The following is a 25,114-nucleotide window of genomic DNA, read 5'->3' as shown; positions in this document are numbered from 1 at the left end:
TCCGTACTTCGTATGTTCAAGTACGGAACAAAGTCTCGCAGGCGCACTATTCCGCGAGGTGAACCCTCAGGTGCCGGATCCTGGCCGAACTGCCCTGACCTGCGGTTTTCAGGAACCGCTTGTGGCGACCTTCACACGGGCCGCGACGGGCAGATGGTCGCTGCCGGTCTGCGGGAGGGTCCAGGAGCTCTCCGGCGTCAGGCCCCTGACCATGATCTGGTCGATGCGCGCCATCGGGAACGACGCCGGCCAGCTGAACCCGAAGCCGCTGCCCACCGCGCCCTGCGTGGAGCGCATCTGGGAGGTGACGGCGTTGAGCGCGCGGTCGTTCATGGTGCCGTTCAGATCGCCGAGCAGGACGACGTTCTTCAGCGGTTCACGGGCGATGGCGTGGCCCAGGTAGTCGGCGCTCCGGTCGCGCTGCCGGGCCGTGAACCCGGCCTCCATCTTCACGCGCACCGACGGCAGGTGGGCGACGTAGACGGCGACCTGGCCGGCCGGGGCGGTCACGGTGGCGCGCATCGCGCGCGTCCAGCCCATGTCGAGGTCGACGGCCCGCACATCGCTCAGGGGGTACTTGCTCCACACCCCGACCGTGCCCTGCACGGAGTGGTAGCGGTAGGTCGAGGCGAGCGCCTTCTCGTACGTCGGCACGGCGGTCGCCGTCAGTTCCTCCAGGGCGAGGACGTCCGCGCCGGAGGCGGCCACGTCACGGGCGGTGCCGGCCGGGTCGGGGTTCTCGGCGTTGACGTTGTGCGTGGCCACGGTGAGGTCGCCGCCGGCCGCGGTCTTGTCGGTGAGCTGGCCGCCGAAGAGGTTCAGCCAGACCAGCGCCGGCAGCACCACCGCGATCAGCGCGGTCGCCGACCTGCGGAGGACGGCGAGCAGGAGCAGCACCGGCACGAGGAGTCCCAGCCAGGGCAGGAACGTCTCGATGAGACTGCCCAGGTTGCCGATCGTGTTCGGGATGCGCGAGTGCAGGATCATGACGACGGCCAGCAGCACCGCGCAGGTGGCCACGAGCAGCCCGCGCCGCCAGATCCGTGGGTCGCCGCGCCAGGGGCCCAACAGCCGGTCGAACAGGCGCCGAAGCCGGGTCCCCCGGTGCTCGGGCCCCGAGCCGCCGTTGTCCGTCTCCGTCATGTACGCCTGCTGGGCCATACCGTCGCCTCACTGCCTGCCGTGCACACCATCGCCCCCGTGTCTACGACCCTAGGGGATGATCCGTTCCGTTCCCGCCGTCCCTCGACGGCCGTACGGGGGCGATGACGTTCGAGTCGCCGCGGGGAGTTCCGGTCAAGGCCACGGAAAGCGCGCTCTGTGACGAAACGCGCACACTGGGACCGGGGGGAAGTCGAACTCACAGGGGCTCCCCTAGCCCTGCATGGCACGAGGTGCCACCATGGACGTGGTCCGGGGACGCCGTCAGGGCGCCTCGAGATGACGTGTGAGGAGCCGTGCAATGACGCAGCTTCCGGCTGCCCAGAACGCTCAGCAGAAGCCCTCCGACGGCGGCAAGGCGCTGTACGGGGGCAAGAGCACCCGCCGCATCACCGTGCGGGACATCGCCGCCGCCAAGGAGCGCGGCGAGAAGTGGCCCATGCTCACCGCGTACGACGCGATGACGGCGTCCGTCTTCGACGAGGCCGGGATCCCGGTCATGCTCGTCGGCGACTCGGCGGGCAACTGCCACCTGGGGTACGAGACGACCGTGCCCGTCACCCTCGACGAGATGACCATGCTGTCGGCGGCGGTCGTACGGGGCACCTCGCGCGCCCTGATCGTCGGCGACCTGCCCTTCGGCTCCTACCAGGAGGGTCCGGTGCAGGCGCTGCGCTCGGCGACCCGGCTGGTGAAGGAGGCGGGCGTGCAGGCCGTGAAGCTGGAGGGGGGCGAGCGGTCGCACGAGCAGATCCGGCTGCTGGTCGAGTCCGGCATCCCGGTCATGGCGCACATCGGGCTGACCCCGCAGTCCGTCAACGCGATGGGCTACCGCGTGCAGGGCCGCGGCGAGGAGGCGGCCCAGCAGCTGCTGCGGGACGCGAAGGCCGTGCAGGACGCGGGCGCGTTCGCGGTGGTGCTGGAGCTGGTTCCGGCGGAGCTCGCGGCCGAGGTGACGCGGGTGCTGCACATCCCGACCGTCGGGATCGGTGCCGGGGCCGAGACGGACGCGCAGGTGCTGGTGTGGACCGACATGCTCGGGCTGACCGGCGGGCGCGTGCCGAAGTTCGTGAAGCAGTACGCGAACCTGCGTGAGGTCATGGGGAACGCGGCGAAGGCGTTCGCCGAGGACGTGGTCGGCGGAACGTTCCCCTCCGAGGAGCACTCCGTCCACTGAGCCGTCCACTGAACCACTGCGGTACCGGACAGCCCCGCCGATCGTCCCCCGTCGGCGGGGCTGTTCCCGTTCCCGGGCCGCTGTCGAGGGTTGGTCGGCGGCCTGTCGGTGGTTTGTCGGTGGCGACGAACCCCTGTCAGCGGTCTGTCGGTGGTTTGTCGGTGCGCGCTGACACTGTCGTCCGCATGACGCGAATCGACACACGAACCGGCGGCGCCGCTGTCACTGTGCGGGGGCTGGTGAAGCACTACGGGGAGACCAAGGCACTGGACGGGGTCGACCTGGAGGTGCGGGAGGGCACCGTGATGGGGGTGCTCGGGCCGAACGGGGCCGGGAAGACCACCCTGGTGCGGATCCTGTCCACCCTGCTGCAGCCCGACGCGGGGCAGGCGACCGTGGCCGGCTACGACGTCGTACGGCAGCCGCGGCAGCTGCGGCGGGTGATAGGCCTGACCGGGCAGTACGCCTCCGTGGACGAGAAGCTCTCCGGCTGGGAGAACCTCTACATGATCGGGCGGCTGCTCGACCTGCCCCGCAAGGACGCCCGCACCCGGGCCGACGCTTTGCTGGAGCGCTTCTCGCTCACCGAGGCGGCCAAGCGGCCGGCGGCGACGTACTCCGGCGGCATGCGGCGGCGGCTGGACCTGGCCGCCTCGATGATCGGGGCACCGGCCGTGCTCTTCCTGGACGAGCCGACCACCGGGCTCGACCCGCGCACCCGCAACGAGGTGTGGGACGAGGTCAAGCGCATGGTCGGCGACGGGGTCACCGTGCTGCTCACCACCCAGTACATGGAGGAGGCCGAGCAACTGGCCTCCGAGCTGACGGTCGTCGACCGCGGCCAGGTCATCGCCGGCGGCGCCATCGAGGAGCTGAAGGCGAAGGTCGGCGGCCGGGCGCTGCGGGTCCGCCCCGCCGATCCGACGCAGCTGCGGCCCCTCGCCGCCGCGCTGGACGAGCTGGGGATCACCGGGCTCGCCACCACGACCGTGGACACCGACCGGGGTGACGTCCTCGTGCCGATCCTGAGCGACGAGCAGCTGACCGCAGTGGTCGGCGCCGTCACCGCGCGCGGTATCACGCTGTCCTCCATCACCACCGAACTGCCCAGCCTGGACGAGGTGTTCCTGTCCCTCACCGGCCATCGCGCCAGTGCCCCGCAGGACGCCATGCCCGCCGAAGACCTTCAGGAGGCCGCCGTATGAGCGCCGTCACCGTCCACGACGCCGGGACGGACGCCCGTATCCCGCTGCGCGGCCACCTCCGTCACACCGGGGCCCTGATCCGCCGCAACCTGCTGTGGATCCGCAAGGACCCGGAGTCGATGGCCGACGCGCTGCTGATGCCGGTCATCTTCACCCTGCTGTTCGTGTTCGTCTTCGGCGGCTCGATCGGGCAGGCGCTGGGCGGCGGGCAGGACCGGTACGTGCAGTACGTGATCCCCGGCATGATCGCGATGATGAGCATGACGCTGTCCCAGGGCGTCGGCACCGGCTTCAGCCAGGACTTCAACTCCGGTGTCATGGACCGCTTCCGGTCCCTGCCGATCGGGCGTGGTTCGGTGCTGTTCGCGAAGATCTCGGTGGAGCTGCTGCGGATGCTGTTCGCGACCGCCGTGCTGATGATCGTCGCCGTCGCGGTCGGGTTCGAGATCACGAACTGGCCGGGGCTGTTCGCGACCGTGGCGCTGTCCACGGCGTTCGCCTCGTCGATCATGTGGGTGTTCCTCACCCTGGGCGTGATCCTGAAGAACGCGCAGTCCGTGCAGGCGATGGGCTTCCTGGTGCTGTTCCCGCTCCAGTTCGGCTCGTCGATCTTCGCGCCGACGACGTCGATGCCCGGCTGGTTGCAGGCGTTCACCGACTACAACCCGCTGTCGACGCTGGCCGACGCCGCGCGCGGCCTGATGGTGGGCGGGCCTGTCGCGCACGATCTGTGGGTGACGCTCGGCTGGTCGGTGGCGATCACCGCGGTGATGGCGCCGGTCGCGATCCACAAGTTCCGCACGAAGAGCTGACCTGGCGGCACCGTCGGCGTCACACGAGGGCGACGGCCTCATCGAGCGAGAGGCCGCCGCCCTGCGCGTACGCCGTCTCGTACGCCGGGTCGCCGACCGAGGCCCGGGCCAGCCGCTCCGCCTGCTCACGGGTCTCGCGCTCCTGCGTCTGGGCGACGTGGCCGGCGGGCAGCAGGGCGTCGAACGCGCCCAGGCAGCGGGCCGCGTCCCCGGCGCGCCGCCCGCCGTCGACGCCGGCCAGGGCCCAGGCGCCGGTGATCAGGTATCCCGAGCGCATATGGGGCGTGATCGCCGTGGCCAGCGGATCGGTGGCCCGCTCCAGCGCCTTGCGGATCAGGCGCAGGCAGTCCTCGTACCGTCCCTCCACGGCGTCCAGCCAGGCCTCCGAGCCGAGGATGTACGCGTCGAAGACGATGAAGTGGGCGATCCGGAAGTCCTGGCGCAGCCGCCGCAGTTGTTCGCGCGCCTCGGCGGTGCGTCCCGTCATGCCGAGCCGGCCGGCGAGGAACAGGCGGGCGGCCGGCATGGCCTCGCTGTGCGCGTCCTCGTGCTGGGCGATCACCTCGCGCAGCAGCCGCTCACCGCGTTCGCCCTCGCCGGCCTCCAGCAGGGCGTTGCCGAGCCGCGCGGTGAGGACGGCGGCCTGGGCGCGGGCGCCGAGGTGTTCGGCGTGGGCGATGGCCGTCTCGTAGTCGGCGGCCGCCCGGGCGTAATGGCCCCGGCGTTCGTGGGCCTCGGCGCGGGCGGAGAGCGCCTCGGCGGTGCCCCAGGCGTCGCCGAGGCGCTGGTAGATCTCCAGCGACTCGTCGGCGTCACGGGCGGCGTCGCCCGCCCAGTCGGTGCGGTTGGCGAGGAAGTTGGCCCGCATCTGCAGGGCGGAGGCCAGCTCCCAGGCGAAGCCGGGGGTCTCCCGGCAGGTGCGGATGGACGCGTCGACGATGACGCGCAGCCGGTCCATCTCGCCGGTGAGCATCACGGCGAAGAACCAGAGCAGGCCGGGCAGGCGGCAGTTCTGCGGCAGGCCGGGCTCGTAGGTCCCGGCGATGGCCCGCAGCTTCCGCTGGGAGCGCGGGTTCTGCCAGGCCTCCAGTTCCGTGTCCATGCAGGCGAGGTGGGCCAGGTGGATCCCGCGCCGGGCCTCCCACAGGACCTCCCCGGTCATCGGCGGCGGCGCGTCGGTGCAGCGCTGCCAGACGGGGGCGGCCGGGCGGACGGGCTCGGTGAAGGGGTCGGGGCCGAGGGCCATGACCTCGCGGCACCAGTTGCGGGCCTCGATGCGCAGGTCGCGCATCTGCCAGTACCAGACGAGCGACAGCGCCAGGCACAGCGCCTCCTGCTCGTCGCGCAGGGCGACGGCGTGCCGCAGGGCGGTGCGCAGGTTCTCGTACTCCCGCTCCAGCCGGTGGATGGCGGCGAGCTGGCCGGGGCCCCGCAGCAACGGGTCGGTGGTGCGGGCGAGTTCCCGGAAGTACTCCAGGTGGGCCCGCTCGGCCGCGGCGCGCTGCCCGGACTCCTCCAGCCGCTCGGCGGCGTACTCGGCGACGGTCTCCAGCAGCCGGTAGCGCATCTCGCCGTCGGCCTGCTCGCCGGGCGGCGCGGCCACGACCAGGGAGCGGTCGACGAGCGAGCCGAGCGCCTCCAGGGCGACCGGTCCGCACACCGCCTCGGCGGCGGGCAGGTCGCAGCCGCCCGCGAACACCGACAGCCGCCGCAGCACGTCCCGTTCGTCCTCGTCGAGCAGGTCCCAGGACCAGTCGACGACGGCTCTGAGGGTCTGCTGGCGGGGCAGGACGGTGCGGCTGCCGGAGGTGAGGAGGCGGAAGCGGTCGTCGAGCCGGTCGGCGATCTGGCGGGGGGTGAGCATCCGCAGCCGGGCGGCGGCCAGTTCGATGGCCAGGGGCAGGCCGTCCAGGCGGCGGCAGATCTCGGCGCACGCCTCGGGGTCGTCCTCGATGCGGAAGCCGGGCCGGGCCGCCGCGCCCCGGTCGGCGAGCAGGCGCAGCGCGACCGGCTCGGGCAGCGGCTCCACCGGGCGCAGCGACTCCCCCGGCACGCCGAGGGGTTCGCGGCTGGTGGCGAGGACGGTGAGGTCGGGGCAGCGCGCCAGCAGTTCCTCGGCGAGCCGGGCGGCGGCGTCGGCGACGTGCTCGCAGTTGTCGAGGATCAGCAGCATGCGGGGGCGGGAGCAGTGCTCGGCGAGCCGTTCGACGGGGTCGTCGAGCCGGTCGGCGACGGCGGCCCGGATGCCCTCGGCGCCGGCGCCGTACAGCACGGTCTCGCGGGCGCCGACGGCGGTGAGCACGGCCTCCGGTACGGCGGCGGGGTCGTCGACGGGGGCGAGTTCGGCCAGCCACACCCCGCCGGGCATGGCGTGCCGCACGGCCTCGGCGGCCTCCTGCGACAGGCGGGTCTTCCCGGCGCCGCCGGGGCCGAGCAGGGTGACCAGGCGGGCGGCCGAGAGATCCGCCCGGATGGTCTCGATGTCGGTCTCCCGGCCGATGAAGGAGGTGAGGCGGGCGCGGAGGTTTCCGGGGACGGGGGCGGCCGGGGTCTTTGGGGGTGTCGCGGCCTGGTGGGCCGCCGGGGAGCCGCCCGGGCCCGGGGCGGCCAGTAACTCGGTGTGCAGCGCGCGCAGTTCGGGTCCCGGGTCCGTGCCGAGCCGGTCGGCCAGGAGGCGTCGTACGTCCTCGTAGGCGGCGAGGGCCTCGGCGGTGCGGCCCGCGTCGCGCAGGGCGCGCAGGCGCAGCGCCTGGAGGGGTTCGTCCAGGGGGTGGCCGTCGCACAGGGCGGTCAGTTCCGGCAGGGACTGCTCGGCCTGGCCGAGGGCGAGGGCGGCGGTGTGGCGGGCCCGCAGCAGGTCCAGGCGGCGGGTGTCCCAGCGGGCCGCCTCGGCGGCACGGTCGGGCAGGTCGGCGAGGGCCGGGCCGCGCCACAGGGCGAGGGCGTCGTCGAGGACCACGGCCGCCTTGGCGGGGTCGCCGTCGGCCAGGGCCCGCAGTCCTTCGCCGGCCAGCCGCTCGAACCGGTGCAGGTCGACGTCGTCGGGGGCGGCCGTGAGCCGGTACCCGCCCTCGGCGGAGGCGACCGCGTCCGCCCCGAGCGCCCGCCGCAACCGCCCGACCAGCGCCTGCAGCGCCCCCGGCGCGTCGGCGGGCGGATCCCCGTCCCACACCTCGTCGACGAGCAGCCCCACGGGCACGGTGCGGCCGGCCCGCAGGGCGAGCACGGTCAGCAGCGCACGCAGCCGCGCCCCGCCGACCGGGACGGCCGTGCCGTCGGTGCGGAGCGCCTGCGTGGTGCCGAGGATGCGGTAGCGCACGGGGTCCATTGTCTCCGGTGGCAAGGGGGCGGTCACGACGGCCCGACGGTGCGACGGGCCGAGGGTAAGACGGGCGCCGGCGGGCTCGTGTCGCGGGCGGCCGGACCGAGGGGTACTCCCCCACCTCTCGCGCCCGCCCCTCACACCGCGTTCACCCATGCCGGCGCCTCGGTCGGCCCCGGTGCCGCGGCGGGGGTGCCACCGTGCTCAGTTTCTCCAGCAGGCCCGCCAGTTCCGCCGCCGGCAGGCCCTCGGTCTCCGTGCCGGGCCGGGCGCCCTGGTGCGGGATGCCCCGGGCCTCGCGGAGGGCGTGGGAGAGCCAGGAGTCCGTGCCCGGCACCTCCAGGGTCGCCACCACCCCCGACTCCCTCCACTGCCGCCCCTGTTCCGCCGTGCCCTCGGCGAACCACCTCGGGCACCGCTCCACCAGCCGCAGCCGCCGCTCCCCCGCCACCGGCTCCCACGTGCGCGAGCCGGGCGCGGTCTCGGCGTAGGCCTGGCTCAGCACCTGCACGGCCCGCACCCGGCCGCGGGCCTCGGGCCACTTCGCGCCGTGCCGTTCGACGGACAGCAGCCCGACCGACCGGACCCGGTCCCCCGGCTTCGGCCGCCGGTCCTCCTCGTCGTCGGGATCCCCGGCCAGGGCGACCGGGAGGCCGGTCTCCTCCCGCACGACCCGGACGCCGCCGACGTCCTCCACCGGCCCGCGCACCTTGCTGAGCTGGTCGTGCCAGCCACCCCCGAACACGTGGTCCGCGTCCTCCAGGAGCAGGGGCCAGCTCACCTCGTCCCCCACCGCGAACGGCGTGCCGCAGCACTCCAGCTGCCAGTCCTCGTAGATCACGTGCCAGAGCCCCATGACCCCACCCTCCCCGGAACCGACCGCCCCGCGCGAGACGTTTTCCCCCTGCGCCCGGTACCGTCGGGCCGTCCCACCGCGTGTTCGAGAGTGCAGGGAGTCCCATGACCACCGCGACCAGCCGCCACAGCGAGCGGCGGATCAGTCCCGTCTTCGTCGGGATCCTGGCCGTGACGGCGGTCACGGGATGGGCGACCTGGACCGGGTTCGCCGAGCAGCCCGGGGTCGCCGTGTTCCTGTTCGTGACGGCGGCGTGGATCGTCTCGCTGTGCCTGCACGAGTACGCGCACGCGCGCACGGCCCTGCACAGCGGCGACATCTCGGTCGGCGTGAAGGGCTATCTGACCCTGAACCCGCTGAAGTACACGCACGCGCTGCTCAGCATCGTGCTGCCGGTGATCTTCGTGATCATGGGCGGGATCGGACTGCCCGGCGGCGCGGTGTTCATCGAGCACGGGCGGATCCGGGGCCGCTGGAAGCACAGCCTGATCTCGGCGGCGGGCCCGCTGACGAACGTGCTGTTCGCGGTCGTGTGCACGGCCCCGTTCTGGCTGGACGCGCTGGACGGCGTGCCGAGCGACTTCCGGTTCGCCCTCGCCTTCCTCGCGCTGCTCCAGGTGACGGCCGCGCTGCTGAACTTCCTGCCGGTGCCCGGCCTGGACGGCTACGGCGTGATCGAGCCGTGGCTGTCGTACAACATCCGGCGTCAGGTGGAGCCGTTCGCGCCGTTCGGTCTGCTGTTCGTGTTCGCGCTGCTGTGGCTGCCGGCGGTGAACGGCGTCTTCTTCGACGTGATCGACTCGATCCTGAAGTCGCTCGGGATCAGCGACTTCGAGACGTACTGCGGTCAGGAGCTGTACCGCTTCTGGCAGGGCTCGAACGAGTTCTGCTCGGTCAGCCCGTGACCGACTTTTGCGCCTTGGCACGCTTCACGTAGTACCAGCACATGTTGGACGACAGGCCCGCCAGCAGCACCCAGACGATCCCCAACCAGTAGCCCTCCATGAAGGAGACCACGGCCGCGGCCACGGAGAGGACGCAGACGATCAGGGCGTAAACGGCAAGGCGGGGCATTTCGGTCGACTCCTGTCGGGGGACACTGCTACGACGACCAGTGTCCCCCATGCGCCTCAGCGGCTCACACGTCCGTGACGCGGAGCCCGGCGTGTGCCTTGTACCGGCGGTTCACGGAGATCAGGTTCGCCACCAGCGACTCCACCTGGTGGGCGCCTCGCAGCCGCCCGGCGAAGATGCCGCGCATGCCGGGGATGCGCCCGGCGAGGGCCTGGACGATCTCCACGTCGGCGCGGACCTCGCCGAGCACCATCACGTCGGTGTCGATCTCGTCGATCTCCGGGTCCTGGAGGAGGACGGCCGACAGGTGGTGGAAGGCGGCCGTGACCCGGGAGTCCGGCAGCAGCGCGGCGGCCTGCTCGGCGGCGCTGCCCTCTTCGGGCTTGAGGGCGTAGGCGCCCTTCTTGTCGAAGCCGAGCGGGTTGACGCAGTCGACGACGAGCTTGCCGGCCAGTTCCTCGCGCAGGGACTCCAGGGTCTTGCCGTGGCCGTCCCAGGGCACGGCGACGATCACGATGTCGCTGCGGCGCGCGGTCTCGGCGTTGTCGGCGCCCTCGACGCCGTGTCCGAGTTCCTCGGCGGCGGCCCGCGCGCGGTCGGCGGCCCGGGAGCCGATGATCACCTTCTGCCCGGCCTTGGCGAGCCGGTAGGCGAGTCCCTTGCCCTGCGGCCCGGTCCCGCCGAGCACGCCGACGACGAGTCCGGAGACGTCGGGCAGGTCCCAGGGGTCCTTGGCGGGGGCCTTCTGGGCGTTGTCGGTGGCAGCACTGTCGGTAGAGGTCATGGCCCCGACTCTACGGCCGCGGTCCCGCCCCGATCGGCTCAGGTCAGGTCCGTCACGGGCACCCGCCGGAAGGTGATCGTCTCGTAGGCGCCGAAGTCGCCCGTCTCGTACAGCAGCCCCACGGTGTCCGGGTCGACGCGGACCAGGTCGGAGTAGGCGGCGGGCAGTCCGTCCACGGTGTGGGCCGGGCGCCAGGTGGTGCCGCCGTCGGTGGAGGCGCGGATCGTCATCAGGGCGCGGAAGCCCGGGTCGGCTGGCCCGGAGTACAGCAGCAGATCGGGGTCGCGGAGCTGGAGGACGCTCGCCTGGCACACGGGGGCGGACAGGCCCGCCTGCGGGCGGAAGGGCTTCAGCAGGCTCTGCCCGCCGTCGGCGGAGTGGGCGTCGGCGCGGGTGCCGGGCGAGGGCGAGTCGTTGCGGGTGTTGAAGTAGACGCGGCCGTCGGGGAGTTCGGCGGCGGTGGTCTCGTTGGCGTTGATGTAGCCGTCGGGGTTGTCGTCGACGTAGCCGATGCGCCAGGTGGCGCCGTCGTCGTCGCTGAGCAGGCAGTGGCCGCCGTTGTACCTGCCCTCGGTGCCGTTGTCGGTGCCGGTGGGCGGCAGGGAGTGGTTGGCGGGGACGACGATCCGGCCGGTGCCCAGCTGGATCGCGTGCCCGGGGGTGGTGGCGTACCAGCGCCACTGCGGCTTCTTGGTCTCCTCGGTGATCTCCCTGGGCGCGGACCACGTGAGTCCCTCGTCGTCGCTGTGCTGCACCCACACGCGCCGTCCGTCCGCCGCGGCCACCTTGCCGCGCCGGATGGCGTCCTCGGTGGCGAGGGCGGCGTTGCGCACGTGCACGAGGAGGACGCGGCCGCTGCGGAGGACGACGGGGGCGGGGTTGCCCGCGAGGGCGTCGCCGTTGCGCGCGGCGACCTGGAGCGGGCCCCAGGTGCGGCCGTCGTCCGTGGAGCGCTTCAGCACGACGTCGATGTTGCCGAAGTCGTCCCGGGAGCCGACCCGGCCCTCGCAGAAGGCGAGCAGGGTGCCGCTGCCGGCGGCGACGACGGCGGGGATACGGAAGCTGGCGTACCCCTCGCGGCCGGCGCGGAAGGGGACGCTGGTCTCGGTCATCGGCGGGTTCCTCCGGTCGTTCGACGACGGAATGGGTGACCGGTCCGCCTACCCAGGCCGGGCGAATGCGCGGTGAACTCCACGTCACGGGTGACCGGTTCGGGCAGGATGCGGTCGCATGGATGCGGTACGGGTCGCGCTGCTGCGGGAAGTGCTCGCCGGGACGGAGTGGCTGGGAGCCACGCGGCGGTTCGCCGGGGCGCTGCGCGGCTCGGTGGTGTCGCACGGGGGCGGCCTGCTGCTGGTCGGCACGCCGGAGTACGAGCCGTGGCACCTGGCGGCGCACCTGGTGGACGAGGCCGCCTGGTCGGGCATGCCGGAACTGGCCCCGACGCTGGTACGGCACGACGCGCGCCCCTCGGACCCGGCGCACCTGGCGGTGGGGCTCGGCAGGCTGGAGGCGGCCCGGCGCGGCGAGACCCTCCTGGTGGTGGCCCCCGGGGCCCCGTGCGCGCCCCTCCTGGAGCGGGTGTCCGACGCCCGCCGGGCCGGGGCGACGGTCCTGTCCCTCGGGCCCGGCCGAGGCGAGCTGCCCGCGATGGCCCATGAGGCCCTGGCCGTCCCCGACGGCTCGGAGCTGGACCTGGACACGGTCCAGCACCTGGTCAGCGCGGCGGCCGGGGAGAACGCCCTCCCGCCCCCACCGCGCGGCCGGCGCCGCTTCCGGGACCGGGTGTCGAGGCTGGCGGAGCACCTGACGGCACCGCCGCCGGCCCGCTGGTGACGCCGGGGCGGGTGCCCGCCCGGGACGCACGCCCGGGGCGGGTGTCCGGACGTGACGGACGCCCGGGGCGGGTGCCTGGATGTGACGGACGCCCGGGGCGGGTGCCCGGACGTGACGGACGCCCGGGGCGGCGTCGGCCCCGGGCGTCCGGGTGCGTCAGTTCTCCTCGCGGCCGCCCGCCGGGGCGTCGTGCCACTTCGGGTCGTTCTCCCACTGGAGGTTGCGTTCGCGGGCGGTCTCCATCGCGTGCTCGGCCTCGGTGCGGCTCGCGTACGGGCCGAAGCGGTCCTTGCCCGGGCACTCCGGCCCCTCCTCGACCTTCTTGTGCTCCAGGCAGTAATACCACTCGCCCGGCTTGCCGACCTTCCGCTTCTTGAACAGGGCCATGACCAGCTCCTCTCGCCACCGACATGTTCCCCCACGGCGGCTGGTTAGACTCGCTGGCATGTCTGGCCAGTCGCTGCTCGTACCGGGGGAGCTGTCCCCCACCCGTTCCGTGCCCGGAAACATCCGTCGCCCCGAGTACGTCGGCAAGCCCGCGCCGACGCCGTACACCGGGTCGGAGGTGCAGACGCCCGAGACCATCGAGGCGATGCGCGTCGCCGGCCGGATCGCCGCCCGGGCGATGGCGGAGGCCGCGAAGCTGATCGCCCCCGGGGTGACCACGGACGAGCTGGACAAGGTGGCGCACGAGTACATGTGCGACCACGGTGCCTATCCCTCGACGCTCGGCTACCGCGGCTTCCCGAAGTCGCTGTGCACCAGCGTCAACGAGGTGATCTGCCACGGCATCCCGGACTCCACGGTGCTGCGCGACGGCGACATCATCAACCTGGACGTGACGGCGTACATCGGCGGGGTGCACGGCGACAACAACGCCACGTACCTGGTGGGTGACGTCGACGAGGAGTCGCGCCTGCTGGTGGAGCGGACCAGGGAGTCCCTCAACCGGGCGATCAAGGCGGTCAAGCCGGGCCGGCAGATCAACATCATCGGCCGGGTCATCGAGTCGTACGCCAAGCGCTTCGGCTACGGGGTGGTCCGGGACTTCACCGGGCACGGCATCAACTCGTCGTTCCACTCGGGTCTGATCATCCCCCACTACGACAGCCCGCACGCGACGACCGTCATCCAGCCCGGCATGACGTTCACGATCGAGCCGATGCTGACGCTCGGGACGCACGAGTACGACATGTGGGACGACGGCTGGACGGTCGTGACGAAGGACCGGAAGCGGACGGCCCAGTTCGAGCACACGCTGGTGGTGACGGACACGGGCGCGGAGATCCTCACGCTGCCGTAGCCCCGCCGCACGCCGACCGACGGCCCGCTCTCCCCGGAGGGCGGGCCCTTTTTCCTGGGTTTTTCCCGACACCGTGTCGGGAAGTCTGGATCCATGGAATCCTTCTCGACCCTCATCCGGTCCGCTTCCCGCGCGCAGCACGAGGAGGTCAGGGCCTCGACGTTCCTGAGCGACCTGCTGGGAGACAAACTGGGGGTCGACGCGTTCGCGCGCTACACGGAGCAGCTGTGGTTCGTGTACGGGGCGCTGGAGTCCGGCGCCGAGCGGCTGGCCGCGGACCCGGTGGCCGGGCCGTTCGTCCGCCCGGAGCTGTTCCGGATGGCCTCGCTGGAGCAGGACCTGGAGTACCTGCGCGGCCCCGGCTGGCGGTCGGGCATCAGCGCGCTGCCCGCGACGCTGGAGTACGCGGAGCGGGTCACCGAGTGCGCCCGCTCCTGGCCGGCCGGCTACGTCGCCCACCACTACACGCGCTACCTCGGCGACCTCTCCGGCGGGCAGATCATCCGCGACACGGCCGAGAAGACGTGGGGCTTTCCGAGGAAGGGCGACGGCGTCCGCTTCTACGTCTTCGAGGAGATCCCCAACCCGGCCGCCTTCAAGCGGGGTTACTGGGAGCTGCTGGACGCGGTGCCCGGGGACGAGCTGGAGCGGCAGCGCGTCGTCGCCGAGTGCAAGCGGGCGTACGCCCTGAACAACGCGGTCTTCCAGGCGCTGGGCGAGGAGTTTCCGCTGTCGGCGTGAACGGGCCGGGGCCCCCTCGCGCGCGGCGAGGAGGCCCCGGTGCCGGCTCGTGGAGCCCCGGGTGCGTCCCGCTCAGATGTCGAACGGGCCGTTGTGGCAGACCGCGCCGCCCCACTCCATCTCGGCGGTCTCGGCCTCGAGCTCACCGAAGTACGGGCTGCACGCCACGTGGTGGTCCTTGCGGTGCCCCTGGCCGTCGTCGTCGCCGGCGGCGGCGGTGGCCGCGCCGACGGCGGTCACGGAGACGGTCAGGGCGGCTACGGCCAGAGCGGATCGAATGCGCATGGGAATCCTCTCGCGGTGGTGCTTGGTCACGCCCAGAGGTCCCCGTTCACCGCCGCGCACACACGCTGTTCCACCCGTACGGGCGCGCGCCGCCCGGGTCAGCGTTCGAGGTGCACCCGGCCGCCGACCTCGGTCCACCCGCCCGGCTGGGGCGCGGTGAGGATCTGGGAACCCGCGCCCTGGGTGATGTTGAGGGCCCGGCCCAGCCGGTCGGTGAGCAGCAGGGCCGCGGCCCCGGTCGCCTCGTCCTCGTCGATGCCGTCGCCCCGGCCGGGGAAGGCCCGGGCCCGGATCCGCCCGGCGGGCTCGTCCTCCCACGCCCAGGCGTAAATCCTCCCCCAGACTTCGTCCGGGGGGACCCCCATCTCGCTTCGCTCGCCCGGCGGCGGCACGGCCAGGTCGTCGACCTCGGCGGCGGTGGCGTACTGGCGCAGGGTGCGGGGCGGCACCCAGTCCGCGCGTGCCTCGATCCAGCAGAACTCGCCGTCCTGCCGGGCGCCGACCACTCCGGCGGGCGTGACCAGTTCGGGCACGTCGAGCAGCCATGCCGTCCCGACGCAGGGGTGCCCGGCGAAGGGCAGCCGCAGGGTGGGCGTGTAGATGTCGATCACACCACGCTCGGGGTCGTCGACGAACACGGTCTCGCTGAACCCGAGCTTCGCGGCGAGCTCCTGCCGGTCGCTCCGCCCGGGCAGCACCGAGCCTTCGCGGACGACACCGAGTTCGTTGCCGTAGCCGCCGTTGGGCCCGCAGAAGACGCGGAGCACGTCGTAGTCAGTCACGGGGGCATTCAAGCATCGCCCGGGCGTCCGAGGCCGCGCAGGTCAGCCGGGGCGGACGACGGCTGTTCGACACCCTTGACCTTCCTTTGGCCGATCCATGGGGGCGATTTTGAGCCACTTAGGTAATCCTTATGTCGCTTAGGTGAGCCTCACCTACTGTCTTTTGGAGCTCTCATGCGACCCGCCAGCCCCGTATCCGTCGTGATAGCCGCCGCGGCGGCCCTGACCGCCGTCACCGGCTGCACCGGGAAGAGCGGTGCGACGGACGGCGACCACGTGGTCAACGTGACGGCCACGGACGACAAGTGCGAGGTCTCGAAGAAGGAGTTCCCGGCCGGCCACGTCGAACTGGCCGTCGAGAACAAGGGATCCAAGGTCACCGAGGTCTACGTCCTCTTCCCCGACGACCGCGTGGTCACCGAACGGGAGAACATCGGCCCCGGCACCAGGCAGCGGGTCACCGCCGAGGTCAAGGCCGGTGACTACCAGATCGCCTGCAAGCCGGGCATGAAGGGCGAGGGCATCCGCCAGGCCGTGAAGGCCACCGGCGGCAAGGCGGCCGAGCGCGACCCGCGCCTGGACAAGGCCGTCGCCGAGTACCGCGTCTACGTCCAGCGGCAGGCCGACGAGACGCTGCCGCTCGCCGAGACCTTCGCCAAGGCCGTCGAGAACGGCGACATCGAGGCCGCGAAGAAGGCCTACGCGCCGTCCCGCATCGGCTGGGAGCGCACCGAGCCCGTCGCCGAGTCCTTCGGCGACATCGACCCGAAGGTCGACGTCCGCGAGGACGGCCTGGAGGACGGCCAGGACCCGGCGACCGACTGGACCGGCTGGCACCGTCTGGAGAAGGCGCTCTGGCAGGACGAGAAGATCGGCGACCGCGAGAAGGAACTCGCCGGCCTGCTCGTCGAGGACCTGAAGGACTGGCAGCAGCGGGTCGGCAAGGCCGAGATCACCCCCACCTCCATGGCCAACGGCGCCAAGGAACTCCTCGACGAGGTCGCCACCGGCAAGGTCACCGGCGAGGAGGAGCGCTACTCGCACACCGACCTCGTCGACTTCAAGGCCAACGTCGAGGGCGCGCAGCGGTCCTACGAACTGCTGAAGCCGGTCGCGCGGGAGAACGACGCGGCCCTCGTCACCGAACTGGACCGGCAGTTCGCCGCGTTGGACAAGCTGCTCGACCGGTACCGCCCGAACAGCACGTCGTACGACTTCACCTCCTACGACAAGGTCGGCAAGGCGGACCGCAAGGAGCTCTCGGACGCGGTCAACGCCCTGGCGGAGCCGCTGTCGAAGCTGGCCGCGGCCGTCGTGAAGTAACGGGGCGCCACGATGACGGACACCGACTCGCCGTCCCCCTCCCGGCGTTCCCTGCTCGGCTGGGGCGGCGCGGGCCTGGCCCTCGGCGCCGCCGCGGCGGGCGGCGCGGTCGCGATGGCCCGCACGGAGGACGACCCCCAACCGGCCGGCGCGGCGATCCCCTTCCACGGCCCGCACCAGGCGGGCATCGCCACCCCGGTCCAGGACCGGCTGCACTTCGCCGCGTTCGACGTGACGACCGAGGACCGGGCGGCGTTCGTCCGGCTCCTGAAGGACTGGACGGACGCGGCCCGCCGGCTGACGGCCGGACACCCGGTGGGCGGGGGCGCGTACGGCGGCCTGGCCGAGGCACCGCCCGACGACACCGGCGAGGCCCTGGGCCTGAGGCCCTCCCGCCTGACCCTGACGATCGGCTTCGGCCCGGAACTGTTCGAGAAGCTCGGCCTCGCGGACCGCCGGCCGGAGGCCCTGATCGACCTGCCGAGGTTCGCCGGCGACAACCTGGACCGGGCGCGCAGCGGCGGCGACCTGTGTATCCAGGCCTGCGCCGACGATCCGCAGGTGGCGGTCCACGCGATCCGCAACCTGGCCCGCATCGGCTTCGGCACGGTCGTCATCCGCTGGTCGCAGCTCGGCTTCGGCAAGACCTCGTCCACGACGCCCGAGGCGCAGACCCCGCGCAACCTGATGGGCTTCAAGGACGGCACGCGCAACATCGCGGGCACCGAGACGGACCGCCTGCGCGAGCACGTCTGGGTCGGCGAGCAGGACGGCCCGGCCTGGATGGCGGGCGGCAGCTACCTCGTCGCCCGCCGCATCCGCATGCACATCGAGACCTGGGACCGCACCTCGCTCCAGGAGCAGGAGGACGTCTTCGGCCGCGACAAGGGCGAGGGCGCGCCGGTCGGCAAGGCCAAGGAGCGCGACGAGCCGTTCCTGAAGGCGATGAAGCCCGACGCGCACGTCCGGCTCGCGCACCCCGACGCCAACCAGGGGGCGACGATCCTGCGCCGCGGCTACTCCTTCACCGACGGCACGGACGGGCTGGGCCGGCTGGACGCGGGCCTGTTCTTCCTGGCCTACCAGCGTGACGTCCGCAAGGGCTTCGTCCCCATCCAGCGCAACCTGGCCACGGACGCGCTCAACGAATACATCCAGCACGTGGGTTCGGCGCTCTTCGCGATCCCGCCCGGCGTCCGCGACGAGGACGACTGGTGGGGCCGGACGCTGTTCTCCGAGGAGGCGTAGGCACATGTTCTCCAACTACCTGATCGGCCTGCGCGAGGGCCTGGAGGCGAGCCTCGTCGTCTGCATCCTCATCGCCTATCTGGTCAAGACGGACCGCAGGGACGCGCTGAAGCCGATCTGGACCGGTATCGGCGTCGCGGTCGCCCTGGCGCTCGGCTTCGGCTGCGCCCTCGAATTCGGCTCCCAGGAACTGACGTTCCAGGCGCAGGAGGCACTCGGCGGCTCGCTGTCGGTCCTCGCGGTCGGCCTGGTGACGTGGATGGTGTTCTGGATGCGCCGCACGGCCCGGCACCTCAGGTCGGAACTGCACGGCAGGCTGGACGCGGCGCTCGCGATGGGCACGGGGGCGCTGGTCGCCACGGCGTTTCTGGCGGTGGGCCGCGAGGGGCTGGAGACGGCCCTGTTCGTCTGGGCGTCGGTCCACGCGGCGAGCGACGGCACCCCGAAGCCCCTGTTCGGCGTCGCGCTGGGCCTGCTCACGGCGGTCCTCCTGGGCTGGCTGTTCTACCGGGGCGCCCTGCGCATCAACCTGTCCCGGTTCTTCACGTACACCGGCGCCATGCTGGTCGTGGTCGCGGCGGGCGTCCTGGCGTACGGCTTCCACGACCTCCAGGAGGCCGACTTCCTGCCCGGCCTCGGCGACAAGGCCTTCGACATCTCCGGCACCATCCCGCCCGACAGCTGGTACGGCACCCTCCTGAAGGGCGTCTTCAACTTCCAGCCCGACCCCACGACCCTCCAAGTGACGGTGTGGCTGCTGTACTTGATCCCGACCCTGACCCTGTTCCTCGCCCCGGCCCGGAAGCCGGCGGCGACCCCGGTACCCGACGAGGTGTGACGACCGCCCCCTCCACCCCACCCCCGCCCGGCCGTCGGAGGCACCCGGTAGGGTTCGCCTCCGGAAAGGGGAAGGTGAAGGAACCCGATGAGCAGGGATCGCGACCCTCGAACGCTCCGCAGGCCCGCCCGGAGCGCCCTCATAGCAGTGTCAGTGACCGCTTTGTCGTTGACGGCGAGCGGATGCGTCGTGGTGCACGGCGAACGGGAGATCCTCCCGTCCACCACCCGCGCCGAAGCCGCCAAGGCCCTGGAGGAGTTCACGACCGCGTACAACGCGGCCGACAAGGCCTACGACGGCACATTGGACGCCGAGCACACCACCGGTGCCCTCGCCGACATCGACTCGGCCCGTCTCAAGGCCGGGAAGGCGAACAACCCGGACGGCAACCCCAACCACACGCCTCTGGAGCTGACGGACGCGAAGTTCACGATCCCGAAGAAGGCCGGCTGGCCCCGCTGGTTCGTCGTCGACGCGGCCGGCAACAAGGGCGGCACCGCCCGCTGGCTCCTCGTGTTCACCCGCAGCAGTCTGGACGACCCGTTCCAGGTGGCGTACCTGACGCTCGTCGCGCCCGGCAAGGTCCCCGCGTTCAAGAAGGACGCCGACGGCTGGGCCGAGCCGGTCCCCGTGAACGCGACCGACCTGGCCGCCGACCCCGCCGGCCTGAGCCGGATCTACACCACGTACCTGAAGGACGGCGGGGACACCTTCGCGGACGGCCCGCACACCAGCCAGTGGCGCACCCAGCGGGAGAAGAACGCCAAGAAGCCGGGCCTGGTCACGCAGTACATCGACGAGCCGCTGACGAACGGCGACTACGCGCCGCTGGCGCTGCGCACGACGGACGGCGGCGCGCTGGTGTTCTTCACCACGCGGCACTACGAGAAGCAGACGGCCTACGCGGGCACGTCGTTCCCCGTCCCGAACAAGGACGTCCTCGCGCTGACGAAGGGCGAGATCAAGCAGTCACTGACGATGGAGTTCGTCTCCAACGAGGTCGCGCTGGACCCGAAGGGCCAGGGCAAGGTGACGATCCTGGGCAGGATCCAGGGCATGACGTCCGCGGAGGGCTCGTAGCCGGGGGCCGCACGGCCCGGTGGGGCCGCGGCCCGGTTCCGGCGGGGGCTCAGTGCCGCAGCGGCCAGCCCGCGCCCGCGGGGTCGGCCTCTTCACCGACGTACCGGGCGCAGATTTCCGTGAGCACCTCCAGCAGGCTCAGCGGATCCGGCAGGGCGTGCTCGGGCCCGCGCACCCAGCGCACCGCCTGCTCCTCGCCCGGCAACCGCGCCGGCGGGACGAGGACGTAGGAGCCCCGGCAGTGCCAGCGCAGCCCGGGGTGCTCGTCCATCGTCTCGGGGTGGCAGTCCAGTTCGCAGGGCCACCACTCGTCCTCGTCCTCGGGGGTGCCGCGCGTGAGGGTGAAGAACAGCATGCGGCCGTCGTCGCTCTCGGCGACCGGCCCGACCTCGACGCCCTCGGCCAGCAGCCGCTCCAACGCGTCGCGACCGGCGTCGAGGGGCACGTCGAGGACGTCGTGCACCATGCCGGTCGCGGTGATGAAGTTGGCCTGCGGCTGGTGGCGGGCCCAGCGCTCGATCTGCGCGCGGTCGGTGGTGGACTGCGTCTGCCAGGCGAAGGAGACCGGGTGCCGGGCCGGGGTGGGACAGCCGACGCGGTCGCAGGAGCAGCGGTATCCGGCCGGATGGGCGGCGGGCGCGAGCGGCAGTCCCGCGCCGGCGGCGGCGAGCAGCAGGGCCTCACGGCCGCCGTCCCCGGCGGTCTCCTTCGGCCGGCGCCCGGCGCGCAGCCACTGGGTGAGTTTGCCCTGCAGGCCGGTCCGGCCGCCGAACTCCGCGCTCATCTATCCCCTCGCCTCGCCGTCGTGCGGAACAGCATGCCCTATGGTCCCATCTTCCCGCGCACCGGGGGGCCAGTGCCCACATCCGGGGCAGGAGGGCCGAGACGGGGACCGGTGGGGCGAGGCATATGCCGCCAGGACGAGGCGCACTCCGCGCACCATCGGGTGTCATTGCCCGCTTTGACATGACATGGCGTCCTACCGTGGTCGCCATGGTCACAAGGATCGCGCTGACGGGCCTGGCCTCCGCGGCTTCCGTGGTCTCGCTGACCCTCACGGGACCCGGCGGCCGCGCCCCGGCCCCGCTGGAGTGGGGTGCGGGCCCCCTGACCGTGGCGGCCCTCCCCCGGATCACCTACGTCGCCCACCGCGGCGGTGCCCGCGAGGTCCCCGAGAACAGCATGTCGGGGCTGATGACGGCCTACGCGCGCGGTACGGCGCAGGTGCTGGACTTCGACACGCGGCTGCTGCGCGACGGCACGCCGGTGGTGTTCCACGACGAGACCCTGAACCGCACGACCTACCTGGGCGGCGCGGTGCGCGGCCTGGACGCCCGGGAGTGGCAGGGCGTGCGGCTGCGCCCGAAGGACCGGCTCCCGGGGAGCTGGCGGTCGGAGCGGCCGCCGACCGTCGCCGAGGTGCTGGATCGTTTCGGCGGGCGGATCGTGCTGATGCTGGAGGCGAAGGACCCGCGCAGTCTCGACCGGCTGGCCGCCCTGATCCGGGACCGCGGCCTGACCCGCTCGGTGTTCGTGAACACCAACGAACCGGAGGTGGCCCGGCGCGTCCACCGCCTCGGTCTGCTCGCGCAGCTGTGGCGCTCGGCGGAGCAGTTGCGCACGGACCGCCCCGAGCGCTGGCGGTCGTACGTCGATCTGCTGGACGTGGACCACCGGGCGCGCGACGCGGACCTGGTGCGGGCGGTGCGCTCGGGGATTCCGCGGGTGTGGGCGCACACCGTGGTGACGGACGCGCAGCGGGACCGGGTGCTGGCGCTGGGCTGCGACGGGGTCATCACGGACGCGCCGGGCCGGCTGGCCCGGGCCGCTCAGCGCGGCGCGAGGCCGTGAAGGGCGTAGTCGACGAGGGTGTCGGTGTACTCGTAGGAGATCGGGCCCGTGTGCTGGAGCCAGCGCTGGGCGAGCGGGGAGATGAAGAACTCCAGGGCGATGCGCGGGTCGAGATCGGCCCGGACCTGCCCGGCGTCCTGCGCGGCGCGCAGCCGGCCGATGTAGAGGTCGAGTGAGGGCTGCATCAGCTTGGCCACGAGCTCGCGGCCGAGCTGTTCGTTGACGACGCCCTCGGCGGCCAGCGCGCGGGACGGCACCTCGAACCTGGGGTCGCGCATCTGGTCGACGGTGGCGCGCAGGACGGCCTTGACGTCGGCGGCGACGTCGCCGGTGTCCGGGAAGGTGTACGGCACCGGCCCCGCCTCCGCCGCGGCCTGCTCGGCCAGGTCGAGGAACGCCTCCATCAGCACGTCCGCCTTGGACGACCACCAGCGGTAGATCGTCTGCTTGCCGACACCGGCGCGGGCGGCGATGCCCTCGATGGTGGTCTTCGGATAGCCGGCCTCGACGACGAGCGCGAGGGCGGCGTCGTAGATGGCGCGGCGGGACCTCTCACTGCGCCGGGTGGAGTCGGGGGCGGGCTTGCCGGGGGCGGGCTGGGCGGATTTCTGGACGGCCATGGGTCGAATTTATCAGGTTGACAAGACGGAGCGTCTCGCGGACAGTGGAACGGTATACACGAGACGAACCGTCTCGTCATGGATGGGGAATCAGGGAAGGAGCCCGGAATGGCCCGAGGCGGAGCCGGAAACATGCTGGGTGTCGGCGGATCGCGCAGGAACCTCGGCCGCAAGGCGCTGCGCGGCGGCGGCCGGGCCGGCCGGATCGGCGGCGGTCTCGACCCGCAGGCGCAGAAGCGCGAACTGCTGCGCAAGCTCCAGGAGCAACGACAGCAGCGGGAAGGACGGGAGGAGGGCACGGCCGGCGAGGAGTCGTGAGCCTCCCCCGCGCGAGGGAGAGCGGACCCCCACGCGCGGGATCCTCCCGGGGCGTGCGGCGGATGTACTGAGGCGGTCGCGGCCCGCGACCGGCGCACACCCGCCGCACGGACCCCCGGGAGGACTCGGCTCATGACCGCATGGACCAGACGACGGCTGCTCACCTCGGCGGCGGCCACGGCCCTCCCGGCGGCGGGCCTCGCCACGGCGGCGGCCCCGCCCGCGCGGGCGGCGGCAGCGAAGGCCCGCACGGGGAGCGCCGACGTGGCCGACGCCCTGCGGGCGCTGCCCGGCCTGCGTCTGATCGAGGAACGGCAGGACGCCGAGCCCGGGTACCGGCACTTCGTCCTGGGCCTGCGCCAGCCGGTCGACCACGCGAACCCCGCCGCGGGCACCTTCGAACAGCGCCTCACCCTGCTCCACACCGCCGCCGACCGGCCCACGGTGCTGTTCAGCACGGGTTACCACGCGGTCCTCACACCGCGACGGACCGAACCGGCGGTGCTGCTGGGCGCCAACCAACTCCAGGTGGAGCACCGCTACTTCGGCACCTCGCTCCCGGCCGGGCGACCCGACTACACCCACCTCACCATCCGCCAGGCCGCCGACGACCACCACCGCGTCGTCCGCCTCTTCCGCCGGCTCTACCCCGGCGCGTGGCTCTCCACCGGCGGCAGCAAGGGCGGCATGGCGAGCGTCTACCACCGCCGCTTCCACCCCCGGGACGTGGCCGGCACGGTGGTCTACTCGGCGCCGAACAACACCGACGACCGCGACGACTCCGCCTACCTCCGCTTCCTGGAGACGGTCGGCACGGCTCCCGGCCGCGAGGCCGTCAAGGCCGCCCAGCGGCAGCTGCTGCTGCGCCGGACCGAGATGGTCGCCCGCTACCAGGCCTGGGCCACCGCCGGCGGCGACACCTTCCGTATCGTCGGCAGCGCCGACCAGGCGTTCGAGATCGCCGTCCTGCGCGTGCTGATGATGTTCTGGCAGCGCGCGACACCGGCCGACACCGCCGCGATCCCCGGCCCGGAGGCGACGGCCGACGAGCTGTACGCGTGGCTGGACGCGTGGGCGGGACTGTCCTTGTACGCCGACACGGCGGCGCGGCGGTACGTCCCGTACTGGTACCAGATCGGCACGCAGCTGGGGTACGGCGAGGTCCCCACCGCCCACCTCGCGGATCTGCTGCGCCACCCGGACGGCATCGCGGCGCGCACCTTCGTCCCCCGGGACGTCCCCATGGTCTTCGACGGCGCGGCCATGCCGGACGTCGACCGCTGGGTCCGCCGTCGCGGCAGCCGCATGCTGTTCGTCAACGGCGCCCAGGACCCCTCGGTCGCCGAGCACTTCCGTCCCGGGGGTGCCGACTCACGGCTGCTGTGGGTGCCGGGCGGCAATCACAGCGTCGACATCGCGGGCCTGTCCCCCGCCGACCGGGCGTGGGCTCAGGAGGCGCTGCACCGCTGGGCGGGGCCGCGCTGACTCACTCGGCGGGGCCGGGGGGCGGCCAGGGGCCTCCCCAGTCGGCGTCCCGTGCCGCCTTGTACAGGTCGCCGTGGCGTTTGGTGACGGTGGTGCGGCGCAGGGACGGTTCGGTCTCGCACAGGTCGAGGAGGACCTGGCCCTTGCGGATCTGGGGGCGCCGCACGACCCGGGAGGGGGCCGGGGCGACGGGGAAGCGGGCGGCGGCGACGTAGCTGAACTTCTCGTCCTCGTAGGCGAGGGAGCCGCCCTTGACCTGGCGGTGCAGGGAGGAACGGCTGACCCGGGCGGAGAAGTGGCACCAGTCCGTGCCCGGGGCGATGGGGCAGGCGGCGCTGTGCGGGCAGGGGGCGGCGACGTGGAACCCGGCGCCGATCAGCCGGTCGCGGGCCTCGATGACGCGGGCGTAGCCGTCGGGGGTGCCGGGTTCGACGATCACGACGGCCCGGGCGGCGGCAGCGGCGGCGTCGACCAGGGCTGTGCGGTCGGGGGCGGTCAGCTCGTTGAGGACGTAGGAGACGGTGACGAGATCGGTGCTCTCCAGGGTGAGCGCCGCTCCGATCCGGGCGCGCCGCCACCGTACGTCCCGCAGGGCCGGCTCGGCCGCGGCGATCTCCCGGCCGAGGGCGAGGGCGGGCTCGGCCCAGTCGAGCACGGTGACGGGCCGCTCCCCGCCCCAGGTCGCGTTCACGGCCCAGGCCGCGGCGCCCGTGCCGCCGCCGAGGTCGAGGTGCCCGCCGGGCACCCACTCGGGTACGGCCTCCGCGAACGCCGCCAGCGCCGACCGCACCGCCTCGAAGGTGGCGGGCATCCGGTAGGCGGCGTAGGCGGCGACGTCGGCGCGGTCCCTCAGGATCGGGGCGTCGGTCGGGGTGGCCCCGCGGTAGCTGGCGATCAGCCGCTCCACGGCCTGCGAGGCCTGCCGGGGCGGCAGCCCGTCGAGCAGACCGGCGAGTGCGGCGCGGAGGGTTTCGGCCGGGGGTGCGGGGGCGTTCACCCGGTGATTCTACGAG

Annotated in this window: 25 protein-coding genes and 1 pseudogene; 14 read left to right on the top strand and 12 right to left on the bottom strand. The window is 72.9% G+C overall.

Features of this window, described 5'->3' with window-relative positions; all coding sequences use genetic code 11:
* Positions 1-108 precede the first annotated feature (108 nt).
* On the bottom strand, positions 109-1,161 hold the full coding sequence (locus tag ABZ948_RS16205) for an endonuclease/exonuclease/phosphatase family protein (RefSeq protein WP_359759985.1): 1,053 nt from the start codon (positions 1,159-1,161) through the stop codon (positions 109-111).
* Between the two features lie 301 nt (positions 1,162-1,462).
* On the opposite strand from ABZ948_RS16205, the gene panB reads away from it, so the two are divergent.
* The 3 genes from panB to ABZ948_RS16190 all read left to right on the top strand — a co-directional run bounded on the left by panB (position 1,463) and on the right by ABZ948_RS16190 (position 4,355).
* Positions 1,463-2,338 carry a 3-methyl-2-oxobutanoate hydroxymethyltransferase gene (gene panB, locus ABZ948_RS16200; RefSeq protein ID WP_359759983.1) on the top strand — a complete coding sequence of 292 codons (876 nt, stop codon included), beginning with the start codon at positions 1,463-1,465 and terminating at the stop codon, positions 2,336-2,338.
* A gap of 185 nt (positions 2,339-2,523) precedes the next feature.
* Positions 2,524-3,543 carry an ATP-binding cassette domain-containing protein gene (locus ABZ948_RS16195; protein ID WP_359759981.1) on the top strand — a complete coding sequence of 340 codons (1,020 nt, stop codon included), beginning with the start codon at positions 2,524-2,526 and terminating at the stop codon, positions 3,541-3,543.
* Positions 3,540-4,355 carry an ABC transporter permease gene (locus ABZ948_RS16190; RefSeq protein ID WP_359759979.1) on the top strand — a complete coding sequence of 272 codons (816 nt, stop codon included), beginning with the start codon at positions 3,540-3,542 and terminating at the stop codon, positions 4,353-4,355. Before ABZ948_RS16195 ends, ABZ948_RS16190 begins: the two co-directional genes overlap by 4 nt.
* Before the next feature lie 19 nt (positions 4,356-4,374).
* Here ABZ948_RS16190 and ABZ948_RS16185 read toward each other — a convergent pair whose 3' ends face one another.
* Both ABZ948_RS16185 and ABZ948_RS16180 read right to left on the bottom strand, forming a co-directional pair.
* Positions 4,375-7,683, bottom strand: a complete 3,309-nt coding sequence (locus tag ABZ948_RS16185; protein ID WP_359759977.1) for an AfsR/SARP family transcriptional regulator — start codon at positions 7,681-7,683, stop codon at positions 4,375-4,377.
* A 142-nt stretch (positions 7,684-7,825) separates the two neighbouring features.
* Positions 7,826-8,533 (bottom strand): DUF6578 domain-containing protein, encoded by a 708-nt coding sequence (locus ABZ948_RS16180; protein WP_359759975.1) that lies wholly within the window; start codon positions 8,531-8,533, stop codon positions 7,826-7,828.
* A gap of 104 nt (positions 8,534-8,637) precedes the next feature.
* On the opposite strand from ABZ948_RS16180, the gene ABZ948_RS16175 reads away from it, so the two are divergent.
* Positions 8,638-9,438, top strand: coding sequence for a site-2 protease family protein (locus ABZ948_RS16175; protein WP_359759973.1), 801 nt, complete (start codon positions 8,638-8,640; stop codon positions 9,436-9,438).
* On the opposite strand, the gene ABZ948_RS16170 is transcribed toward ABZ948_RS16175, so the two are convergent.
* From ABZ948_RS16170 to ABZ948_RS16160, 3 genes are read right to left on the bottom strand one after another with little or no spacing between them, the layout of a single operon-like run.
* Positions 9,428-9,658, bottom strand: a complete 231-nt coding sequence (locus ABZ948_RS16170; protein ID WP_359759972.1) for a hypothetical protein — start codon at positions 9,656-9,658, stop codon at positions 9,428-9,430. The two genes, ABZ948_RS16175 and ABZ948_RS16170, sit on opposite strands and share 11 nt — an antisense overlap.
* Positions 9,659-9,671: 13 nt before the next feature.
* Positions 9,672-10,391, bottom strand: coding sequence for an NADPH-dependent F420 reductase (gene npdG / locus ABZ948_RS16165; RefSeq protein ID WP_359759970.1), 720 nt, complete (start codon positions 10,389-10,391; stop codon positions 9,672-9,674).
* A gap of 38 nt (positions 10,392-10,429) precedes the next feature.
* Positions 10,430-11,503: a sialidase family protein gene (locus tag ABZ948_RS16160; RefSeq protein WP_359759968.1), complete on the bottom strand. Its 1,074-nt coding sequence runs from the start codon at positions 11,501-11,503 to the stop codon at positions 10,430-10,432.
* A 118-nt stretch (positions 11,504-11,621) separates the two neighbouring features.
* Between ABZ948_RS16160 and ABZ948_RS16155 the strand changes: the two genes are divergently transcribed.
* The gene (locus ABZ948_RS16155) at positions 11,622-12,227 is read left to right on the top strand and encodes a hypothetical protein (protein WP_359759966.1); all 606 of its coding nucleotides are present in this window, start codon (positions 11,622-11,624) and stop codon (positions 12,225-12,227) included.
* 156 nt (positions 12,228-12,383) lie between these two features.
* On the opposite strand, the gene ABZ948_RS16150 is transcribed toward ABZ948_RS16155, so the two are convergent.
* Positions 12,384-12,614 carry a hypothetical protein gene (locus ABZ948_RS16150; protein ID WP_359759964.1) on the bottom strand — a complete coding sequence of 77 codons (231 nt, stop codon included), beginning with the start codon at positions 12,612-12,614 and terminating at the stop codon, positions 12,384-12,386.
* 58 nt (positions 12,615-12,672) lie between these two features.
* Here ABZ948_RS16150 and map point away from each other — a divergent pair, with 58 nt between their 5' ends.
* Both map and ABZ948_RS16140 read left to right on the top strand, forming a co-directional pair.
* The gene (map, locus tag ABZ948_RS16145) at positions 12,673-13,530 is read left to right on the top strand and encodes a type I methionyl aminopeptidase (RefSeq protein ID WP_359759963.1); all 858 of its coding nucleotides are present in this window, start codon (positions 12,673-12,675) and stop codon (positions 13,528-13,530) included.
* Between the two features lie 93 nt (positions 13,531-13,623).
* Positions 13,624-14,271 (top strand): biliverdin-producing heme oxygenase, encoded by a 648-nt coding sequence (locus ABZ948_RS16140; protein WP_359759961.1) that lies wholly within the window; start codon positions 13,624-13,626, stop codon positions 14,269-14,271.
* 72 nt (positions 14,272-14,343) lie between these two features.
* Here ABZ948_RS16140 and ABZ948_RS16135 read toward each other — a convergent pair whose 3' ends face one another.
* Entirely contained in the window at positions 14,344-14,556 is a 213-nt protein-coding gene (locus ABZ948_RS16135; RefSeq protein ID WP_359759959.1) for a hypothetical protein, read from the bottom strand.
* Between the two features lie 98 nt (positions 14,557-14,654).
* Positions 14,655-15,338: a PhzF family phenazine biosynthesis protein gene (locus tag ABZ948_RS16130; protein ID WP_359759957.1), complete on the bottom strand. Its 684-nt coding sequence runs from the start codon at positions 15,336-15,338 to the stop codon at positions 14,655-14,657.
* A gap of 174 nt (positions 15,339-15,512) precedes the next feature.
* Between ABZ948_RS16130 and efeO the strand changes: the two genes are divergently transcribed.
* The 4 genes and pseudogenes from efeO to ABZ948_RS16110 all read left to right on the top strand — a co-directional run bounded on the left by efeO (position 15,513) and on the right by ABZ948_RS16110 (position 19,827).
* Positions 15,513-16,661, top strand: coding sequence for an iron uptake system protein EfeO (gene efeO, locus ABZ948_RS16125; RefSeq protein ID WP_359759955.1), 1,149 nt, complete (start codon positions 15,513-15,515; stop codon positions 16,659-16,661).
* 12 nt (positions 16,662-16,673) lie between these two features.
* Positions 16,674-17,909 (top strand): iron uptake transporter deferrochelatase/peroxidase subunit, encoded by a 1,236-nt coding sequence (efeB, locus tag ABZ948_RS16120; RefSeq protein WP_359759953.1) that lies wholly within the window; start codon positions 16,674-16,676, stop codon positions 17,907-17,909.
* A 4-nt stretch (positions 17,910-17,913) separates the two neighbouring features.
* Positions 17,914-18,872: pseudogene (gene efeU, locus ABZ948_RS16115) on the top strand (iron uptake transporter permease EfeU); the annotation flags it as partial.
* On the top strand, positions 18,835-19,827 hold the full coding sequence (locus tag ABZ948_RS16110; RefSeq protein ID WP_359759949.1) for an SCO2278 family lipoprotein: 993 nt from the start codon (positions 18,835-18,837) through the stop codon (positions 19,825-19,827). The pseudogene efeU and the gene ABZ948_RS16110, both read left to right, overlap by 38 nt.
* Positions 19,828-19,876: 49 nt before the next feature.
* Here the strand turns inward: ABZ948_RS16110 and ABZ948_RS16105 are convergent, their stop codons facing one another.
* Complete coding sequence (locus ABZ948_RS16105) at positions 19,877-20,611, bottom strand: bifunctional DNA primase/polymerase (RefSeq protein ID WP_359759947.1); 735 nt, start codon at positions 20,609-20,611, stop codon at positions 19,877-19,879.
* A 209-nt stretch (positions 20,612-20,820) separates the two neighbouring features.
* Between ABZ948_RS16105 and ABZ948_RS16100 the strand changes: the two genes are divergently transcribed.
* A complete protein-coding gene (locus ABZ948_RS16100; RefSeq protein WP_359759945.1) occupies positions 20,821-21,678 on the top strand; it encodes a glycerophosphodiester phosphodiesterase in 858 nt (285 codons plus the stop codon).
* Here the strand turns inward: ABZ948_RS16100 and ABZ948_RS16095 are convergent.
* A complete protein-coding gene (locus tag ABZ948_RS16095) occupies positions 21,657-22,298 on the bottom strand; it encodes a TetR/AcrR family transcriptional regulator (RefSeq protein WP_359759943.1) in 642 nt (213 codons plus the stop codon). The genes ABZ948_RS16100 and ABZ948_RS16095 overlap by 22 nt on opposite strands.
* Positions 22,299-22,406: 108 nt before the next feature.
* On the opposite strand from ABZ948_RS16095, the gene ABZ948_RS16090 reads away from it, so the two are divergent.
* Together ABZ948_RS16090 and ABZ948_RS16085 are read left to right on the top strand one after the other, a co-directional pair.
* On the top strand, positions 22,407-22,616 hold the full coding sequence (locus ABZ948_RS16090) for a DUF6243 family protein (protein ID WP_359759941.1): 210 nt from the start codon (positions 22,407-22,409) through the stop codon (positions 22,614-22,616).
* A gap of 132 nt (positions 22,617-22,748) precedes the next feature.
* The gene (locus ABZ948_RS16085) at positions 22,749-24,101 is read left to right on the top strand and encodes a S28 family serine protease (RefSeq protein ID WP_359759939.1); all 1,353 of its coding nucleotides are present in this window, start codon (positions 22,749-22,751) and stop codon (positions 24,099-24,101) included.
* A 1-nt stretch (position 24,102) separates the two neighbouring features.
* Here ABZ948_RS16085 and ABZ948_RS16080 read toward each other — a convergent pair whose 3' ends face one another.
* Complete coding sequence (locus ABZ948_RS16080; RefSeq protein ID WP_359759937.1) at positions 24,103-25,098, bottom strand: small ribosomal subunit Rsm22 family protein; 996 nt, start codon at positions 25,096-25,098, stop codon at positions 24,103-24,105.
* Between the last annotated feature and the right edge of the window lie 16 nt (positions 25,099-25,114).

The organism is Streptomyces olindensis, assembly GCF_040645895.1.
In the GTDB taxonomy this organism is placed as follows: domain Bacteria; phylum Actinomycetota; class Actinomycetes; order Streptomycetales; family Streptomycetaceae; genus Streptomyces; species Streptomyces olindensis.
The sequence above is the reverse complement of the archived record's forward strand: the minus strand, read 5'-3'. Positions and strand labels throughout refer to the sequence as shown.

Bases quoted from the DNA above. Each gene is read 5' to 3' on its own strand.
- ABZ948_RS16205 (WP_359759985.1), bottom strand. From the start codon at position 1,161: ATGGCCCAGCAGGCGTACATGACGGAGACGGACAACGGCGGCTCGGGG.
- panB (WP_359759983.1), top strand. From the start codon at position 1,463: ATGACGCAGCTTCCGGCTGCCCAGAACGCTCAGCAGAAGCCCTCCGAC.
- ABZ948_RS16195 (WP_359759981.1), top strand. From the start codon at position 2,524: ATGACGCGAATCGACACACGAACCGGCGGCGCCGCTGTCACTGTGCGG.
- ABZ948_RS16190 (WP_359759979.1), top strand. From the start codon at position 3,540: ATGAGCGCCGTCACCGTCCACGACGCCGGGACGGACGCCCGTATCCCG.
- ABZ948_RS16185 (WP_359759977.1), bottom strand. From the start codon at position 7,683: ATGGACCCCGTGCGCTACCGCATCCTCGGCACCACGCAGGCGCTCCGC.
- ABZ948_RS16180 (WP_359759975.1), bottom strand. From the start codon at position 8,533: ATGGGGCTCTGGCACGTGATCTACGAGGACTGGCAGCTGGAGTGCTGC.
- ABZ948_RS16175 (WP_359759973.1), top strand. From the start codon at position 8,638: ATGACCACCGCGACCAGCCGCCACAGCGAGCGGCGGATCAGTCCCGTC.
- ABZ948_RS16170 (WP_359759972.1), bottom strand. From the start codon at position 9,658: ATGGGGGACACTGGTCGTCGTAGCAGTGTCCCCCGACAGGAGTCGACC.
- npdG (WP_359759970.1), bottom strand. From the start codon at position 10,391: ATGACCTCTACCGACAGTGCTGCCACCGACAACGCCCAGAAGGCCCCC.
- ABZ948_RS16160 (WP_359759968.1), bottom strand. From the start codon at position 11,503: ATGACCGAGACCAGCGTCCCCTTCCGCGCCGGCCGCGAGGGGTACGCC.
- ABZ948_RS16155 (WP_359759966.1), top strand. From the start codon at position 11,622: ATGGATGCGGTACGGGTCGCGCTGCTGCGGGAAGTGCTCGCCGGGACG.
- ABZ948_RS16150 (WP_359759964.1), bottom strand. From the start codon at position 12,614: ATGGCCCTGTTCAAGAAGCGGAAGGTCGGCAAGCCGGGCGAGTGGTAT.
- map (WP_359759963.1), top strand. From the start codon at position 12,673: ATGTCTGGCCAGTCGCTGCTCGTACCGGGGGAGCTGTCCCCCACCCGT.
- ABZ948_RS16140 (WP_359759961.1), top strand. From the start codon at position 13,624: ATGGAATCCTTCTCGACCCTCATCCGGTCCGCTTCCCGCGCGCAGCAC.
- ABZ948_RS16135 (WP_359759959.1), bottom strand. From the start codon at position 14,556: ATGCGCATTCGATCCGCTCTGGCCGTAGCCGCCCTGACCGTCTCCGTG.
- efeO (WP_359759955.1), top strand. From the start codon at position 15,513: ATGCGACCCGCCAGCCCCGTATCCGTCGTGATAGCCGCCGCGGCGGCC.
- efeB (WP_359759953.1), top strand. From the start codon at position 16,674: ATGACGGACACCGACTCGCCGTCCCCCTCCCGGCGTTCCCTGCTCGGC.
- ABZ948_RS16110 (WP_359759949.1), top strand. From the start codon at position 18,835: ATGAGCAGGGATCGCGACCCTCGAACGCTCCGCAGGCCCGCCCGGAGC.
- ABZ948_RS16105 (WP_359759947.1), bottom strand. From the start codon at position 20,611: ATGAGCGCGGAGTTCGGCGGCCGGACCGGCCTGCAGGGCAAACTCACC.
- ABZ948_RS16100 (WP_359759945.1), top strand. From the start codon at position 20,821: ATGGTCACAAGGATCGCGCTGACGGGCCTGGCCTCCGCGGCTTCCGTG.
- ABZ948_RS16095 (WP_359759943.1), bottom strand. From the start codon at position 22,298: ATGGCCGTCCAGAAATCCGCCCAGCCCGCCCCCGGCAAGCCCGCCCCC.
- ABZ948_RS16090 (WP_359759941.1), top strand. From the start codon at position 22,407: ATGGCCCGAGGCGGAGCCGGAAACATGCTGGGTGTCGGCGGATCGCGC.
- ABZ948_RS16085 (WP_359759939.1), top strand. From the start codon at position 22,749: ATGACCGCATGGACCAGACGACGGCTGCTCACCTCGGCGGCGGCCACG.